General features: G+C 70.7%; 14 protein-coding genes. 3 read left to right on the top strand and 11 right to left on the bottom strand.

What is annotated here, in order from left to right; all coding sequences use genetic code 11:
- Positions 1–2: 2 nt before the first annotated feature.
- From OG435_RS01915 to OG435_RS01865, 11 genes are read right to left on the bottom strand one after another with little or no spacing between them, the layout of a single operon-like run.
- Positions 3–785 (bottom strand): hypothetical protein, encoded by a 783-nt coding sequence (locus OG435_RS01915; protein ID WP_266874936.1) that lies wholly within the window; start codon positions 783–785, stop codon positions 3–5.
- Positions 782–1,330: a hypothetical protein gene (locus OG435_RS01910; RefSeq protein ID WP_266874935.1), complete on the bottom strand. Its 549-nt coding sequence runs from the start codon at positions 1,328–1,330 to the stop codon at positions 782–784. The genes OG435_RS01915 and OG435_RS01910 overlap by 4 nt, the downstream gene beginning before the upstream one ends.
- Positions 1,327–2,601 carry an MCE family protein gene (locus OG435_RS01905; RefSeq protein ID WP_266874934.1) on the bottom strand — a complete coding sequence of 425 codons (1,275 nt, stop codon included), beginning with the start codon at positions 2,599–2,601 and terminating at the stop codon, positions 1,327–1,329. Before OG435_RS01905 ends, OG435_RS01910 begins: the two co-directional genes overlap by 4 nt.
- Positions 2,598–3,857: an MCE family protein gene (locus OG435_RS01900; protein WP_266874933.1), complete on the bottom strand. Its 1,260-nt coding sequence runs from the start codon at positions 3,855–3,857 to the stop codon at positions 2,598–2,600. The genes OG435_RS01905 and OG435_RS01900 overlap by 4 nt, the downstream gene beginning before the upstream one ends.
- On the bottom strand, positions 3,854–4,879 hold the full coding sequence (locus OG435_RS01895) for an MCE family protein (RefSeq protein ID WP_266881497.1): 1,026 nt from the start codon (positions 4,877–4,879) through the stop codon (positions 3,854–3,856). Before OG435_RS01895 ends, OG435_RS01900 begins: the two co-directional genes overlap by 4 nt.
- The gene (locus tag OG435_RS01890; RefSeq protein WP_266874932.1) at positions 4,879–5,925 is read right to left on the bottom strand and encodes an MCE family protein; all 1,047 of its coding nucleotides are present in this window, start codon (positions 5,923–5,925) and stop codon (positions 4,879–4,881) included. The genes OG435_RS01895 and OG435_RS01890 overlap by 1 nt, the downstream gene beginning before the upstream one ends.
- Positions 5,922–6,977 (bottom strand): MCE family protein, encoded by a 1,056-nt coding sequence (locus OG435_RS01885; protein ID WP_266874931.1) that lies wholly within the window; start codon positions 6,975–6,977, stop codon positions 5,922–5,924. The genes OG435_RS01890 and OG435_RS01885 overlap by 4 nt, the downstream gene beginning before the upstream one ends.
- Positions 6,974–8,227 (bottom strand): MCE family protein, encoded by a 1,254-nt coding sequence (locus OG435_RS01880; RefSeq protein WP_266874930.1) that lies wholly within the window; start codon positions 8,225–8,227, stop codon positions 6,974–6,976. Before OG435_RS01880 ends, OG435_RS01885 begins: the two co-directional genes overlap by 4 nt.
- A gap of 1 nt (position 8,228) precedes the next feature.
- Entirely contained in the window at positions 8,229–9,035 is an 807-nt protein-coding gene (locus tag OG435_RS01875; protein WP_266874929.1) for an MlaE family ABC transporter permease, read from the bottom strand.
- A gap of 5 nt (positions 9,036–9,040) precedes the next feature.
- Positions 9,041–9,805 carry an MlaE family ABC transporter permease gene (locus tag OG435_RS01870; protein WP_266874928.1) on the bottom strand — a complete coding sequence of 255 codons (765 nt, stop codon included), beginning with the start codon at positions 9,803–9,805 and terminating at the stop codon, positions 9,041–9,043.
- A complete protein-coding gene (locus OG435_RS01865; RefSeq protein WP_266874927.1) occupies positions 9,802–10,812 on the bottom strand; it encodes an ABC transporter ATP-binding protein in 1,011 nt (336 codons plus the stop codon). The genes OG435_RS01870 and OG435_RS01865 overlap by 4 nt, the downstream gene beginning before the upstream one ends.
- A gap of 529 nt (positions 10,813–11,341) precedes the next feature.
- Here OG435_RS01865 and OG435_RS01860 point away from each other — a divergent pair.
- The 3 genes from OG435_RS01860 to OG435_RS01850 all read left to right on the top strand — a co-directional run bounded on the left by OG435_RS01860 (position 11,342) and on the right by OG435_RS01850 (position 14,830).
- Complete coding sequence (locus tag OG435_RS01860) at positions 11,342–11,977, top strand: hypothetical protein (protein ID WP_266874926.1); 636 nt, start codon at positions 11,342–11,344, stop codon at positions 11,975–11,977.
- 202 nt (positions 11,978–12,179) lie between these two features.
- A complete protein-coding gene (locus OG435_RS01855) occupies positions 12,180–13,811 on the top strand; it encodes a DUF6801 domain-containing protein (protein ID WP_266874925.1) in 1,632 nt (543 codons plus the stop codon).
- 74 nt (positions 13,812–13,885) lie between these two features.
- A complete protein-coding gene (locus OG435_RS01850; RefSeq protein ID WP_266874924.1) occupies positions 13,886–14,830 on the top strand; it encodes a hypothetical protein in 945 nt (314 codons plus the stop codon).
- Positions 14,831–14,998 lie beyond the last annotated feature (168 nt).

The raw sequence follows: 14,998 nt of genomic DNA, 5'->3' as shown, positions 1-14,998 counted from the left end.
TCTCAGCGGGCCTTGATGTCGACGATCTGCCAGCGGCCGCCCTGGAACCGGGCGGTGACGGTGAGCTGGGCCGCGGCCGAGGTGGCGGCGCCCTCGTCCCGCCGTGAGGTCTGGTCGAGGAGGATCAGGAGCCGGGCGGTGTTCCCGTCCAGCTCGATCACCCCGGTGCGGACGGCCTGCGTAATCAGGGTGATCTTCTGGGTCTCCAGGTTCGTGCGGAGCTGGGCGAACAGGTCGCCGTACTGCCTGGCGGCCCGCCCCGCGAGGACCGACCGCGCCGATCGCTCGGTGGCGTCGGCGCCGGTGGGGGTGTAGGAGAAGATCCGGGCCAGGCCGTCACCGACCTCGCCGCTCACCCGCTCGGTGGCCGCGGTGTCGGTGAGGGCGCGGTTCTGGGCGGAGGGGGCGGAGCGCAGGTGGTGCGCGCCGTAGAAGAAGGCACTTCCGCCCAGGAGCAGCGCGGCGAAGGCGGCCGCGAAGGCCGCCGTGCGCCACCGGCGGCCGAAGCGGGAGGCGGAGCGGGAGTCGCATCCAGGGTCGGAGCCGGAGCCGGAGCCGGAGTCCGAGTCGGAGGCGCGCAGATCCGCCTCGCCGTGGTCGTCGCCGTGGCCGTCCCCCTCGCCCGCGGCCTCCGCACGGTCCCCGGCCTCGTCCCCGCCTCCGGCGGGCGTGCTCGTCCCAGCCGCGCCGACGGGTCCGGCCGTTCCCGCCTCGGTGTCCTGCGCCGCCTCCGGCGCCCGGGCCTCCGTGCGCCTGTCCGTCGTCTTCCGCTGCAGTCGTGTCATTCCGCCTCGCTCCCCCCGGCAGCGGTACCGGCACCGGACCCGGCGGCGTCCGGGCTCGCCCCCGCGACGGCACTCAGCGCCTTGACCTTCCACGTGGAGCCGCCCGTACGCTCCAGGACCGCTTCGAGCCGCTTGCGGTCACTCGTGGCCTTCGAGCCCCCCTGGGGGGTGACGTCGACGCGCAAGGTCGCGATGAGCTTCGCCGTACCCGCCCGGGTGTCCAGCGCGGTGACGGCCGCCTCGGTGACGGTGGCGCGGGCCGAGGCGCCCGCCGCCGGCCGGGTGGAGCCCAGTTCGGTGTGCAGCGGCCCGGTGGAGGCGTCCTGCCACGCCTTGATCCCGGCCTCCGCGCGGTCACGCGTGGACGCGTCCAGGGTGTTGAGCACCGCGATGCGGTCGCGGCCCTGGGCGAGGACGGTGTCCCGCTCCCGGCCGAAGGCGAGACCGTCGTCGGTACGGGCCTGCGCGTACGTCCAGGCGCCGGTGCCGCAGAAGGCGAGCGCCACCGCCAGTGCGGCGCCCGCGAGGACGCGTGCCCGCCTCACCGGCCACTTCCGGCGCCGAGGCCGAGCAGCCCGGCCATGTCGGTGGGCCCGTCCCGGCCCGGCAGTGCGAGCGCGCCGGGCAGGGCCGGTGCGCCGGGCCCCGTGGCGGGGCCGGCGCTGCCCGAGGGCAGGGAGCCCGGGTGGGCCGGAGCGGGGACGGGACCGCCCTTCGGGGCGTTCGCGGAGCCGCGCACGTTCGTCCCGGACGAGGGCGGACTGGTGCAGGAGGCCCCGGTGTTGAGGGCGGGTGAGGTGCCGAGGTCGAGGCCGTTGCGGTAGCGCGTACCGCCGTAGCCGGAAGTGCAGGGCAGGGGCTTGAAGAAGGTGACGGCCATGCCGAGGTTCATCCGTCCTCCGTCGACGGTGGTGGCGCCCGCGGAGACGGCCGCGGGGAACTTCACGAGGAGCTCCTCCATGCCGCGCTGCCGGGTGACGGCGACCTCCGAGGTGGTGAGGAGGTTGGCGAGGACCACTCCGAGGCTGGGGTCGAGGTCGCGCAGAAGGCCGCTGATCTGCGTGGCCGCGCCCGGGGTGACCGCGAGCAGGCGCCGTACGTCGGCGTCGGATCCCTTGAGGGTGATGGCCAGTTCGCGTGCGCCGGTGGCGAAGTCGCGGATGGCCTGGCCCTCCTCGGCCTGGGTGCGCAGGACGACCTCGCCGTCGGTGATGAGGCGGGTGGTCGCGGGCAAGGAGCGGTCGGCGGCCTGCACGAACGCGCTGCCGCCGTCGATCAGGGCCTGGAGATCGTCGCCGTGCCCCTCGAACGCCTTGCCCAGTTCGTCGACGACCGTGCGCAGCGATTCGAGCGGAACGGACCGGGCGAGATCGTTCATGCTGGTCAAGAGGTCGGTGACGGGCGCGGGGACCTCGGTGTCGGCCTGGTCGATGCGGGCCCCCTCCGCGAGGTAGGGGCCCTGGTCGCCGTCGGGCCGCAGGTCGATGTACTGCTCGCCGACGGCGGAGAGTCCGGCGACGACGGCCTTCGCGTCCGCGGGGACGCGGGCGGCCGACTTCTTGATGCGCAGCCGGGCGACGACCCCGTCGGCGGTGAGGTCGATGGCGCCGACACGTCCCACGGAGACGCCCCGGTAGGTGACGTCGGAGTGCGGGAACAGGCCACCGGTGCGGGCGAGGTGGACGTTGACGGTGTAGTAGTCGGCGACGCCGACGTAGCGGCCGAGGTCGGCGTAGCGGATGCCGAGGAAGCCGAGGACGAGGACGGCGATGACGAGGAACGCGAGGTTCTTCAGCCGTACGGCGAGGGTGATCACCGGGTCTTTCCTCCGTCCTGCGCTCCGCCGGCGGTGCCCGGTGCGCTCGGAGAGGATGCCGGCCCGGCCGGGCCGGTGCTCCGGACGGGTGGCAGCGGCAGCGGGGACGGAGGCTTCGTGGCCCTGCTGCCGGACTGGCCCTCGCGGTCGGTGGTGCCCGGACCGGGCGCGGGGGTCTGCGTCGGGCCGGGCGTGGTCTGCGGGACGAGCGGCGGGATGACCTGGGTGCCGGGTTCGGCGGCGATGGAGAGGTAGGTGTTGAGGTAGTCGCCCTTGATGCCCCTCATCACCTCGTCGGTGAAGGGGTACGTCAGCAGCGCTTGGAGCGAGTCGGGCAGGTCGGCGCCAGCGTCGGCGAGTGCCTTCAGGGTCGGCGCGAGGGCCTTGAGGTCGGCGACCATGTCGTCCTTGCCGGCGTTGATGGTGGAGACGGCGACACCGGACAGCGTGTCGAGGGCGCGCAGCATGGTCAGGAGCGAACCCCTTTGGTTCTCCAGGGTCTTGAGGCCAGGCGAGAGGTTGGTGAGGACCGTTCCCACGTCCTTCTTCCGCTCGGCGAGGGTGGCGGAGAGCCGGTTGACCCCGTCGAGCGCCTGCGTGATGTCCTCCCGGTGCGCGTCGAGGTCGGTCACCAGGGTGTTGACCCGCTCCAGCATGGAGCGGACCTCGGGCTCGCGTCCGCCGAGCGCGGAGTTCAGCTCCTTGGTGATGGTCTTCAGCTGGTTGACCCCGCCGCCGTTGAGCAGCAGGGACAGGGCGCCGAAGACCTCCTCGACCTCGGTGTTGCGGCTGGTGCGGGCGAGCGGGATCGTGCTGCCGTCGGTGAGGCGCGCACCGCCCGCGTCCTTGGCGGGTGCGGTGAGTTCGATGAACTTCTCGCCGAGCAGGCTCGACTGCTGGAGGCGGGCGCTCGCATCGGACGGCAGCCGGATGTCGCCGTTGATCTGCATGGTGACGCGCGCCGTCCAGTCTCCGGTTCCGAGGCGGATCTCGGTGACGCGGCCGACGGCGACGTCGTTGACCTTGACCGCGGAGTGCGGGACGAGGCTGAGGACGTCGGCGAGTTCGGCGGTGACCGTGTACGGGTGGGAGCCGAGGTCGGCGCCGCCGGGCAGCGGCAGGTCCTCGATGCCGTCGAAGCGGGGCAGGTCCCTCGGGAGCAGGGTCACGGTGAGGACCACGGCCACGCCCAGGGCGACGACCCCGCCGATCCCGGCCCCGGCGGCCTTGCCGGTGAAGGGTCCGATGCGCTTCACCGGTCCCCCTTCCCACGGGTGGCCGAGGAGCCACCGGCCACGGGCAGCGGGAGCAGCGGTCCGCCCATGCTGATCTCGTTGAGGTTGGCCCGGCCGTCGAGGGTGCGGGTGTTCTCGTTGTACGCGCCCACCACGTTGTCCGCCGCGAGCGGGGCCACGTCGAGGGCCTCGGCGAGGGAGGCCCGCTGATCGACGAGGGTCTGGGTGAGGGGGACGAGCCGGTCGACGTTCTGCTTCAGCTCGCCCCGGTTGTCCTGGATGAAGGTCTTCACCTGGGCGAGGGCCTTGCCGAGTTCGGTGAGGGCGCCCGCGAGGTCGTCCTTGTTGTCGGCGAAGAAGGTCACCACGTCGTCGAGGCGCTCCTGCGCGGTGCGGACGTCGCCGTCCTTGTCCTTGAGCATGGTGGTGAACGTCTGGAGCTGGCCGAGGGTGGCGAACAGGTCCTCGCTGCTGCCGTCGAGGGTCTTGGCCGCCTTGCCGAACTCCTGGATGGACGTCCCGATCGCGTCGCCGTTGTCCTCGAGGTTCTTGGCGCCGGTGTCCAGCAGGCCGGACAGGGCGCCGGTCGCGTTGGCGCCGTCGGGGCCCAGGGCCTCGCCGAGTTCGGTGATCGAGGCGTACAGCTGGTCGATCTCGACAGGGGTGCGGTTGCGGGACGCCGCGAGCTCGGCGCCGTCGGTGAGGGCGGGGCCGGAATCATACGCCGGGGTGAGCTGGACGTACCGGTCCGCGACGATGCTGGGGGCGACGATGACGGCACGTGCGTCGGCCGCGACGCGTACGCCCTCGTCGACGCGGAGCCGGACGCGTACCCGGGTGCCCTCGGGCCGCACGGACTCGACCTCACCGACGCGCACCCCGAGGATCCTCAGGTCGGATCCGGCGTAGACGCCGACGGCGCGGTCGAAGTAGGCGGTGACGCGGGTGCCGTCGGACTCGAGGAAGCGCACGGCGACCAGGCCGCAGGCCGCGAGCACCACGATGGCGAGCCCGATCACGAGGGGCCTTCTGGGTCTGGTCATCATTCACCGCTCCCCTTCGCCGACGTCTTCTGCTGCGGCGGCCGGCATCCGGTCTTGGGCTGCGACGCCTCCGGCAGGTAGTTGCGGGGTACGACTCCGCACAGGTAGCTGTCGAACCAGTGACCGCTGCCGAGGGTGTTGCCGACGAGCCGGTAGTACGGGCCGACGAGCGCGAGGGTCTTGTCGAGCTGGCTGCTGTTCTTCTCCAGGACCTTGGTGACGCGGCTGAGGGCCTTGAGCGTGGGGCCGAGTTGGCGGTCGTTGTCGTCGACGATGCCGCTGAGCTGCGTACCCAGGTCCCGGCTGCCCGTGAGCAGCGCGTGGATGGCGTCGCGCCGGTCCTTCAGCTCGCCGAGCAGCGAGCCGCCGTCCTCCAGGAGGGTCTCGAAGCTGGACTTCTTGCCCTCCAGCGTCTTGGTGAACGTCCGGCTCCCCTGGAGGAGCTGGGACAGCTGGGCGTCCCGGCTGGAGACCGACTTGGACAGTGCGGACAGGCCGGTGGCGGCGCTGCGCACGTTCGGCGGCGAGTCCTTGAAGGTGTCGGAGATCGTCTGGAAGCTCTCGGCGAGCTTCTTGGTGTCGATGGCGTCGACCGTGCCGCTCAGGTCCTGGAACGCCTGCGTCACGTCGTACGGGGACGTGGTGCGCGTCAGCGGGATGCGGCTGCCGGGGTCCTGGCGGCGGGAGCCCAGCGGGTCGAGAGCCAGGTACTTGTCGCCGAGCAGGGTCTTGATGGCGATGGCTGCGGTGGAGCGGTCGCCGACCCAGGCGTCACCGACCTCGAACGTCACCTTCACCTTGGGTCCGTCGAGGGCGACCGCGGTGACCGAGCCGACCTTGACCCCGGCGATGCGCACCTCGTCGCCGGTGCCGAGGCCGGCGGCCTCGGTGAAGTCGGCGCTGTAGGCGGTGCCCCCGCCGGCGAACGGCAGGCGGTCCACGCGGTAGGCGAGGACGGCGAGCAGGGCGAGCGCGACGAGTCCGACGACGGCCACGGCGACGGGGTTGCGGGCCTTGACGGGGGTGAACCAGGGCGGTCGGCTCATCCTCGGCACCTCGATTCGGTGACGAGGATGCCGGTCGGCGGCGTGGAGCCGTCGGAGGTGCTCACACCGCTCACGCGGGCCTCACAGAGGTAGAGGTTGAACCAGGATCCGTACGAGGACAGTCGGGCCAGGGCGGTCATCTTGGCCGGTGTCCTGTTGAGGAAGTCCTCGATCTGCGGGGCGTGGTCACCGAGGGTGTCCGAGAGGCGGCCCAGCTCGCCGATGCTCTGCTTCAGGGGGGCGCGCCCGTCCTGGAGGAGTCCCGCGGTGACGGTGGTCAGGTCGCCCATCGCCTGGACGGCCTTGCCGAGGGGTTCACGGTCTTCGTTGAAGCCCGTGACGACCTTCTGGAGGGTGACGACGAGGTCCTCGAAGGCGGTTTCGCGGGTGTTGAGCGTGTCCAGGACGATGTTCAGGTTGGCGACGACCTGGCCGATCACCTGGTCCTTGGCGGCGACGGTCTGCGTGAGCGAACCGATGTGCCGGATCAGGCTGTCGACCGTGCCGCCCTCGCCCTGGAGGACCTGGACGAGCGACCCGGCGAGGTCGTTGACGTCACTGGGCGACAGGCCCTCGAAGAGCGGCTTGAACCCGTTGAAGAGCAGCGTCATGTCGAGCGCGGGTTTCGTGCGGTCCAGCGGGATGGTGGAGCCGGGCGGCAGGACGCCGTCCACGTCACCACTGCCCCGGTCGAGGGCCACGTAGCGCTGCCCGACCATGTTGAGGTACTTCACCGAGGCGGTCACCGAGCCGGGGAGCGTGCGGTCCTCGCGGATGCTGAAGCTGACCTGGGCGGTGCGCCGGTCCACGACCCGGACGTCGGTCACCTCCCCGACCTTCACGCCCGAGATGCGCACGCTGTCCCCGTCGATGAGCCCGGTGGCGTCGGTGAACAGCGCCTTGTACGAACGGGTACCGGAGCCCACGCCGGTGTTGGCGATGCTGAGCGCGAGCACGGTCGTGGCGAGGGCGGTGACCAGGACGAAGAGCAGGGACTTGACCAGCGGGCCGGTCAGGGGGCGCCGTCGGGTGTGGGCGAGGTCGTCTCTCATTTGAGGATCACCTCCGTGCCGCGGTACGCGGGTCCGGCCAGCATGCTGCTCCAGTCGGGCAGGTCGCCGGGCCGCTTGTCGGCCGCGGGGGCGAGGAGCTCGTTGAGGAACTCGTTCTCCTGCGGGGAGTTGGCGGGCCCGAGGTTCTGTTCGGCCGCCGCCGAGGCCCGCGCGGCGGGTGCCACCGGGACACCGAGATAGGGCACGGGGTAGCAGTGCGGACCGCCGCCCGAGGTGTACGAAGGGGTGTCGCGGCCGGGTACGTACGCGCCGCGTGAGGGCACGGTGACGACGTTGACGTGCAGGCCCGGCTGGTCGGTGCCCTTGCCGAGCGCCTTGTCCATGGCGGGCACGAACTCGGCGAGGGTGCGCAGGGTGCAGGGGAAGGACGAGGAGTACTCGGCCAGCAGCTCCAGGGTCGGCCTGCCGGTGGCGCTGAGCCGGATGATGTTGTCCTTGTTCTGGCGCAGGAAGGCGGTCAGGTCCTGGGCGGTGCGGGTGGTGGCCCCGAAGGTGGCGGCCAGCGCGGTCTCCTTCTCGGCGAGCGTGCCGCTGGTGGTGGTGAAGTCGGTGAGCGCGGTGACGATGTCCGGCGCCACGTCCGCGTACAGGTTGCCGACCTTCACGAGTTCCCGGAGGTCCCGGTTGAGCGTGGGCAGTTCGGGGTTGAACTTGGCGAGGTGGGAGTCCAGTTGGGCCAGCGTGGCGCCGAGCTTGTCGCCGCGTCCCTCGAGGGCCCGGGAGACGGCGGACAGGGTGGCGGAGAGCTTCTGCGGCTGGACGGCCGTGAGCATCGGCAGGACGTTGTCCAGGACCTGCTGGAGTTCCACGGCGTTGCTGGAGCGGTCCTCGGGGATCACGGCCCCGGCGCCTATGGGCTTCGGCGACGGCGTCGGCGGCGGGACGAGCGCCACGAACCGTTCGCCGAACAGGGTCGTCGGCAGCATCTGGGCGCGCACGTCGGAGGGGACGTCGGCGAGGGCGGCCGGATTCATCGCGAGGGTGAGCCGGGCTCCCGAGTCGGTGGCGTCGATGGAGCGGACCTCGCCGATGACGACACCGCGCAGCTTGACCTCGGCGCCCGGGTGCATCTCGTTGCCGACGCTGCCCGTCTCGATGGTGATCGGGGCGGCGTCGGTGAACTGTTTGTCGTAGACGGCGATCGCCAGCCAGACCAGGAGCGCCGGGACCAGCAGGAAGACGACTCCGGCGAGCCGGCGACGCAGGGTCTCACTCCGTGGGCTGCTCATCTCACCCCGCCACCTTCACGGTCGTGGTCGCGCCCCACAGGGCCAGCGACAGGAAGAAGTCGGTGACGCTGATGATGACGATGGCATTGCGCACGGACCGGCCCACCGCGACGCCGACCCCGGCCGGGCCGCCGGAGGCGCGGAAGCCGTAGTAGCAGTGCGCGAGGATCACCATGACGCTGAAGATCAGCACCTTGAGGACCGACAGCAGGACGTCGGTGGGGGAGAGGAACAGGTTGAAGTAGTGGTCGTACGTCCCCTGGGACTGGCCGTTGAACAGGACGGTCACGTAGCGGGAGGCGAGGTAGGAGGAGAGGAGGCCGATCGCGTAGAGCGGGATGATCGCGACCACGCCCGCGATGATGCGGGTGGTGACCAGGTAAGGGATCGAGCGGATGCCCATGCCTTCGAGGGCGTCGACCTCCTCGTTGATCCGCATCGCGCCGAGCTGGGCGGTGAAGCCGGCGCCCACGGTCGCGGAGAGGGCGAGCCCGGCGACCAGGGGCGCGATCTCGCGGGTGTTGAAGTACGCGGAGATGAACCCGGTGAACGCGGCGGTGCCGATCTGATCGAGGGCGGCGTACCCCTGGAGGCCGACGACGGTGCCCGTGAACAGGGTCATCGCGATCATCACGCCGATGGTGCCGCCGATCACACCGAGGCCGCCGGAACCGAAGGCCACCTCGGCGAGCAGCCGCTGGACCTCCTTGAGGTAGCGGCGCAGTGTGCGCGGGATCCAGGCCAGCGCCTTGACGTAGAACAGGAACTGGTCGCCGGACCGGTCGAGCCAGACGAACGGGGAGGCCATCTGCCTCAGCCTCCCTTCGGCGGGACGATGTGCAGGTAGACGGCCGTCAGCACCATGTTCACGAAGAACAGCAGCATGAACGTGATGACGACGGACTGGTTGACGGCGTCGCCGACCCCCTTGGGGCCGCCGCGCGGGTTGAGACCGCGGTAGGCGGCGACGATGCCCGCGATGAACCCGAAGATCAGGGCCTTGAACTCGCTGATGTACAGGTCGGGCAGCTGGGCGAGTGCGGAGAAGCTGGACAGGTAGGCACCCGGGGTGCCGCCCTGGAGGATGACGTTGAAGAAGTAGCCGCCGAGCGTGCCCACGACGGACACCAGGCCGTTGAGGAGCACGGCCACGCCCATCGTCGCCAGCACCCGCGGCACGACCAGGCGCTGGACGGGGGAGACGCCCATCACCTCCATCGCGTCGAGCTCCTCGCGGATCTTGCGGGAGCCGAGGTCGGCGCAGATGGCGGAGCCGCCGGCGCCGGCGATGAGCAGGGCGACGATGAGCGGGCTCGCCTGCTGGATGACGGCGAGGACGCTGGCGCCCCCGGTGAACGACTGCGCGCCCAACTGCTGGGTGAGCGAACCGACCTGGAGGGCGATCACCGCGCCGAACGGGATGGAGACGAGTGCGGCCGGCAGGATCGTGATGCTGGCGATGAACCAGAACTGCTCGACGAACTCCCGGAACTGGAAGGGCCGTCGGAAGATGGACCGGCCCACCTCTGCCGCGAGGGCGAAGAGCCGGCCGGTCTGCCGCAGCGCGCCCGTGATCACGAGCCGCTCCCGGTGGCCGGAAGGCGCAGGGTCGGTGCCTGCGCCCCGTGCGCGTACGTGTCCTCGATGGCGGCGCGGGCGGCGGGCGGCAGCGTGTCGAGCATGGCGAGTACGCGCTCGCGGCGCCTGAGGACCGCCCGGCGCCGCGGCAGTCCGGGTGAGGGCTCCAGTTGCGGGACGATGACCCGGGGCGTGGCGGGTGCGACGGCGGGCACGGCGGCCTCGGCCGCGAGCGTGGCCTCGTCCTTCTCCTCGGACATTCCGATGGGGCCTTCGCGCCGTCCCGCGAGGAACTGCGCCACGACCGGCTCGTCGCTGGTGAGCAGCACTTCGCGGGGGCCGAAGGTGACGAGCTTGCGCCGGAAGAGCATCCCCATGTTGTCGGGGACGGTCGCGGCGATGTCGAGGTTGTGGGTGACGATGAGCATCGTCGCGTCGATCTGTGCGTTCAGGTCGATCAGCAACTGCGAGAGGTTGGCGGTGCGGACGGGGTCGAGGCCGGAGTCCGGCTCGTCGCACAGCACGATCTGCGGGTCGAGCACGAGCGCGCGGGCCAGTCCCGCCCGCTTGCGCATGCCGCCGCTGATCTCGCCGGGGAGCTTGCCCTCGGAGCCGAGGAGTCCGACGACGTCGATGCGCTCCATGACGATCCGGCGGATCTCCGACTCCTTCTTCCGCGTGTGCTCGCGCAGCGGGAAGGCGATGTTGTCGAAGAGGGACATGGAACCGAAGAGGGCGCCGTCCTGAAACATGAGACCGAAGAGTTTGCGGGCCTCGTATATGTCGCGCTCGGGGCTGTTCACCATGTCGACGCCGGCTACGAGGACGCGTCCCCGCTCCGGCTTCAGCAGGCCGATGAGCGACTTGAGGAACACCGTCTTCCCGGTGCCGGAGGGGCCGAGCATGACGCTCACTTCTCCCGCGGGCAACGTCAAGGTCACGTCCTGCCAGATGTTCTGCTTGCCGAAGGACATGGTCAGACCCTCAACGGCTATTTCGATTCCCATACCACCTCCAGCAGGCGTGCGCGGCGAGTGCGTCTCGGGCCGCACGTTAAGTCGTTCACGATCACCGGGACAATAGGCGTGACACCGATTCGGCCCGCCGCCCCGGAATTTGTCACCCCGTGGACAAAACCGGATGCTCACTTTGTGTCCGGAGAGACATAGTGGGGCCCCACAGTGCCTTCGGTGGCCGCCGACCAGGGGTGGACGGCGCACCCGGAACGCTACGGCCGGGTAACATCCGACGGCAATACGCGGGTTCCGGCTTTTTCGGTGCGGTGCGCGATCGGCCGGAAATTGTCGACATTGCGCACCCGGGGGCTAATGCGTTGCAGGGGACCGCTCATCCGGCGAACAGTTAATTCAGGCTCTTCAAAGAATCTTGAACTACGCCATTGTTCAGCCAAGTTTCCCGCAAGTAACGTCAGCGTCGCGGCCGAGGAACACCGAGCCGCGGGTCGTCTGTGTCTCCCCCTATTGCACAGCTGCGGCCCACCTCTGCCGGTCAATCCCCAAGGAGAGTCCCGGAGTCATGAAGAAGACCATCAGAAACGTCGCCGTCGTCACCGGCACCGCCACCGCCGCGTTCCTCCTGGCGGCCGGCCCGGCATCGGCCGTGCCGTCCACCGTGTGGACCGTCAACCCGTCCCCCGCGGCCTTCACGGCGACGAACAGCGGGAACATCGTCCTCAGCGTCAACGGCATCGCCATGACGTGTACCAAGTCGGGCGCCTCCGGCTCGATGGCCAGCGCCACCGGCAATCCGGCCACCGTCGCCTCGATCAGCGCCATCAACTTCGGTGCCACCGGCTTCCCTTGCACCAGTGTCCTGGGGAACGTGACCACCGTCGCGACCACCCCGTGGACCGTGGTGGCCCAGGACTACACCGCGGCGACCGGCGTCACCAAGGGCTACATCGGCAACGTCGATGCCAAGGTCACCGTCGGTGCCTGCGTCTTCCGAGTGACGGGCAAGGCGTCCGGCACCTACACCAACTCGACGGGCAAGCTCGCGGTCTCCAGCGTCAGCGGTGAGCTCAACGTCGTCTCGTCGACCAACTGCGGCAGCGCCGTACCGGTCGGTGCCAAGCCGATCTTCACCGGCGCCTACCTGGTCAAGAAGACCGGCACCGCGGTCATCCCGACCATCGTCGGCTCCAACCCGTAAGGCGTGCGGGAGTGTCGCCGGCACTCCCCGGGTCCGATCGCCCGACCGGCGGGACCGGCCGGGCGTTCGCCGACCCATGACGCCGACCGGACGCACCGACCGGACGCACCGGCTCACGACACCGGCTCACGACACCGACCCACGACACCGATCCACGACGCCGACCGTCGGTGTTCCCGGACGACCCCGAGTGGAGCAAGCCATGAGAGGCCACCGTCCCGCCCTGCGGACAACCCGCGTCCGTGCCCGCGGCGCGGCGATCGCCGCCTTCGTGGCGCTCGCCCCCTTGATCCCATCAGCCGCCGCCGCGGTCGGCCCGCAGGAGATCAGCGCGGAACTGCCCTACGACTGCGCGCTGTCCTCGGGACCGCAGCGCGTCGCGGTGCGGGTCACGGCCACCTTTCCCGGCCGGGCCACGGTCGGCAAGGCCATCCGTCCCACCGGGGTCACCACGACGGTCGAGCTCCCGGCCGGGGCCGTCGCCGACCTGACGGCCCTCAAGGCCACCACGGTGGTGCCCGAGACCAGGCTGACCCTCGACGTCGCCCAGCGCGGGGCGAAGGCGCAGGCCCTCTGGCGCGGCACAGGCGCCGCCAAGCCCGTCGCCGTTCCCGCCGAAGGCTCACTGAGGCTCGGTACGACCGGGGAAGCCCCGGCCGTGACGGCGGTCGCCAACGGCGACCTCACCTTCACGGCCACGGACCTGGGCGTCGACCTCGCCCTCGGTACGGCCGACGGCGCGCCCGCCACTCCCGCGTCCCTCTCCCTCAGCTGCACCCTCGCGAAGGACGCGGACGGCCACGGCCTGCTCGCCACCGTGCCGGTGGTTCCGGCCACCTCCACCCCCGTCCCCACCCCGAGCCCGACCCCGAGCGGTTCGCCCTCCCCGTCGGACTCCGCGGCCCCGGGGTCCGGGCGGCCGACGGCCCCCGCGTCCCCGACGGTCTCCGGTTCCCCGAAGGGGCCGTCGGCGCCCCGGACTCCCACGGAAGGGGCGAAGGGGCGAACGGGCCCGGCGCCGAAGGTCGGCAACGCCGGCTCCTCGGCCGCGAGGCCGCCGGCGCCGCCCTGTGTCAAGAAGAACCCGACCGACAAGTCACTCAACGCCTACATCACGGGCTACGCCAACGTCCGCAAACTGAACGGTGCCTCCCTGATCCCGGTGTCGTGCGTGCAGATCGAGCAGGGTGACCCGGAGATCGCCTTCCCGCCGGACGGGACCCTCCACCTCCTCCAGAAGTCGGACGCCTATCTCGACTACCAGGGCCGCAAACAGACCCCGCCGTTCAAGGCCACCTTCCTGACCTTCGGGTTCACCCCGACGACGGCGACCATGATCCTGGAGCAGGCGGGGCCCATGACCGTCGCCTCGGACGTCCTGCTCGTCTTCCCGGACAACATCGCCGAGACGTACGTACGGGCCCCGCTGGTCCTGCGCGTACTGGACGTCGAGGTCAACGGCACGCGCCTGGACGTCGGCCCGTCGTGCCGCACGCAGACCCCGCTCAGCTCCCCGGAGCCCGATCCGGCCACGTACCCGGGCCCGCACCTGGTGATGCTCGGAAAGGGGCAGCTCATCAACGGCACGGACGCCACCGGTTACGTCCTGACCTCCGGCGGGCCGCTGACCGGCGAGGTGACCATCCCCGCCTTCACGGGCTGCGGCGCGGGTGGCGAAGACCTGGACCGGCTGCTGACCGCGTCCATCTCCGGCCCCGGCAACCACATCAAGCAGATCCAGGGCCAGACCTGCGCGGTGGCGGTCGAGGTACCGACCGACGGCCAGTGCACCGAGGACCGCCAGCCGTACGTGGTCCCCCGACCGGAGCGCTGATCCGCACCACACCACAGCACCCCCGACCCCCGCACCACGACCCTGAACGTCCCCCGTCATCGAAAGGCACCGACATGCCACTCGTCTCCGCCCGCACCCGGCTCGTCACCGTTTCGGCGCTGACCGCCTTCGGCGCGTTCGCTTCCCTCGGCACGGCGACCGCCGCCACGCCGGCCCTCAACGGGTCGTGGGGTCCGTTCACGCGCTGTCCCGTCGACTCGGCGACGATGCTCGGGGCGGACGGTCTGGACAGGACGCCGCAGTGCGTCGTCTCCTATTCCACCAGCGGATCCATCAAGCTCGGCAACACGACGGTCGTCACCGCCAACAGCAACCTCCAGATGGGCGTCGTCCAGAACTCCGACGGCACCAGCACCGTCGTCGCGCCGGCCTCCGGGGCGATCATCGCCGACTCCGCGACGGTGCCCGGCGGCCTCCTCGGGCTGATGTGTCCGAGCAACATCCCGGGCATCACCACCATCTGCAAGCAGCTCTCGGACGCCAAACTCAACAAGATCACGGCAACGCTGGAGTCGGTGGGCACCCCCTCGGACTTCGACCAGATAGCGGGCGTCGTCACCGACCAGACCATCGTGAAGATCCCCGTCCGCATCCACCTGGAGAACCCGTTCCTGGGCAGCCACTGCTACATCGGCACCAAGGAGAACCCGATCGTCCTGCAGCCCAAGAACCGCACCTACCCGGAGTTCGGCGTGGAACGGTTCAACGGTGACGGCAGCCCGAACGAGGAGGGCGACATGAGCCGCCTCAATCTCCTCGGCTCCACCCAGTACGACACGACCTTCGCCGTCCCCGGCGCCAGCGGCTGCGGCCTGGGTCTGTTCGGCCTGATCGACGCGGCGGTCAACCTCAAGACCGGTCTGCCGTCGGCGGCGGGCAGGAACAGCCTGACCCTGAACAACACCCAGACCTACCTGGGCGGGCTCTACGCCCCGGGGACGATGGCCCCCGACGCGGGTGCCCAGCTCGCCCGGAACTGGCACTCCGCCGTCAAGTAACGGTCACCGAGCGCCGATTCCCGGCCTATCTCGCCCGCCCCGCCACTTCCTCCTGCGCGGCTCGTGCTCAAGTTGTGTACAGCACAAGCAATTTGACTTAGCGTCAGTACCGCACAAAGGTACGCACCTTACGGCGGTGCCCGAGCCCTCCCGGTCAGACAGGGCACT

It is taken from the genome of Streptomyces sp. NBC_01264, from assembly GCF_026340675.1.
GTDB lineage: Bacteria > Actinomycetota > Actinomycetes > Streptomycetales > Streptomycetaceae > Streptomyces.
This window is presented reverse-complemented; position numbering and strand designations above follow the sequence as displayed.

Coding starts and splice junctions, on each gene's coding strand:
- OG435_RS01895 (WP_266881497.1), bottom strand. CDS start 4,879: ATGACCAGACCCAGAAGGCCCCTCGTGATCGGGCTCGCCATCGTGGTG.
- OG435_RS01875 (WP_266874929.1), bottom strand. CDS start 9,035: ATGGCCTCCCCGTTCGTCTGGCTCGACCGGTCCGGCGACCAGTTCCTG.
- OG435_RS01865 (WP_266874927.1), bottom strand. CDS start 10,812: ATGGGAATCGAAATAGCCGTTGAGGGTCTGACCATGTCCTTCGGCAAG.
- OG435_RS01890 (WP_266874932.1), bottom strand. CDS start 5,925: ATGAGCCGACCGCCCTGGTTCACCCCCGTCAAGGCCCGCAACCCCGTC.
- OG435_RS01915 (WP_266874936.1), bottom strand. CDS start 785: ATGACACGACTGCAGCGGAAGACGACGGACAGGCGCACGGAGGCCCGG.
- OG435_RS01855 (WP_266874925.1), top strand. CDS start 12,180: ATGAGAGGCCACCGTCCCGCCCTGCGGACAACCCGCGTCCGTGCCCGC.
- OG435_RS01880 (WP_266874930.1), bottom strand. CDS start 8,227: ATGAGCAGCCCACGGAGTGAGACCCTGCGTCGCCGGCTCGCCGGAGTC.
- OG435_RS01850 (WP_266874924.1), top strand. CDS start 13,886: ATGCCACTCGTCTCCGCCCGCACCCGGCTCGTCACCGTTTCGGCGCTG.
- OG435_RS01885 (WP_266874931.1), bottom strand. CDS start 6,977: ATGAGAGACGACCTCGCCCACACCCGACGGCGCCCCCTGACCGGCCCG.
- OG435_RS01860 (WP_266874926.1), top strand. CDS start 11,342: ATGAAGAAGACCATCAGAAACGTCGCCGTCGTCACCGGCACCGCCACC.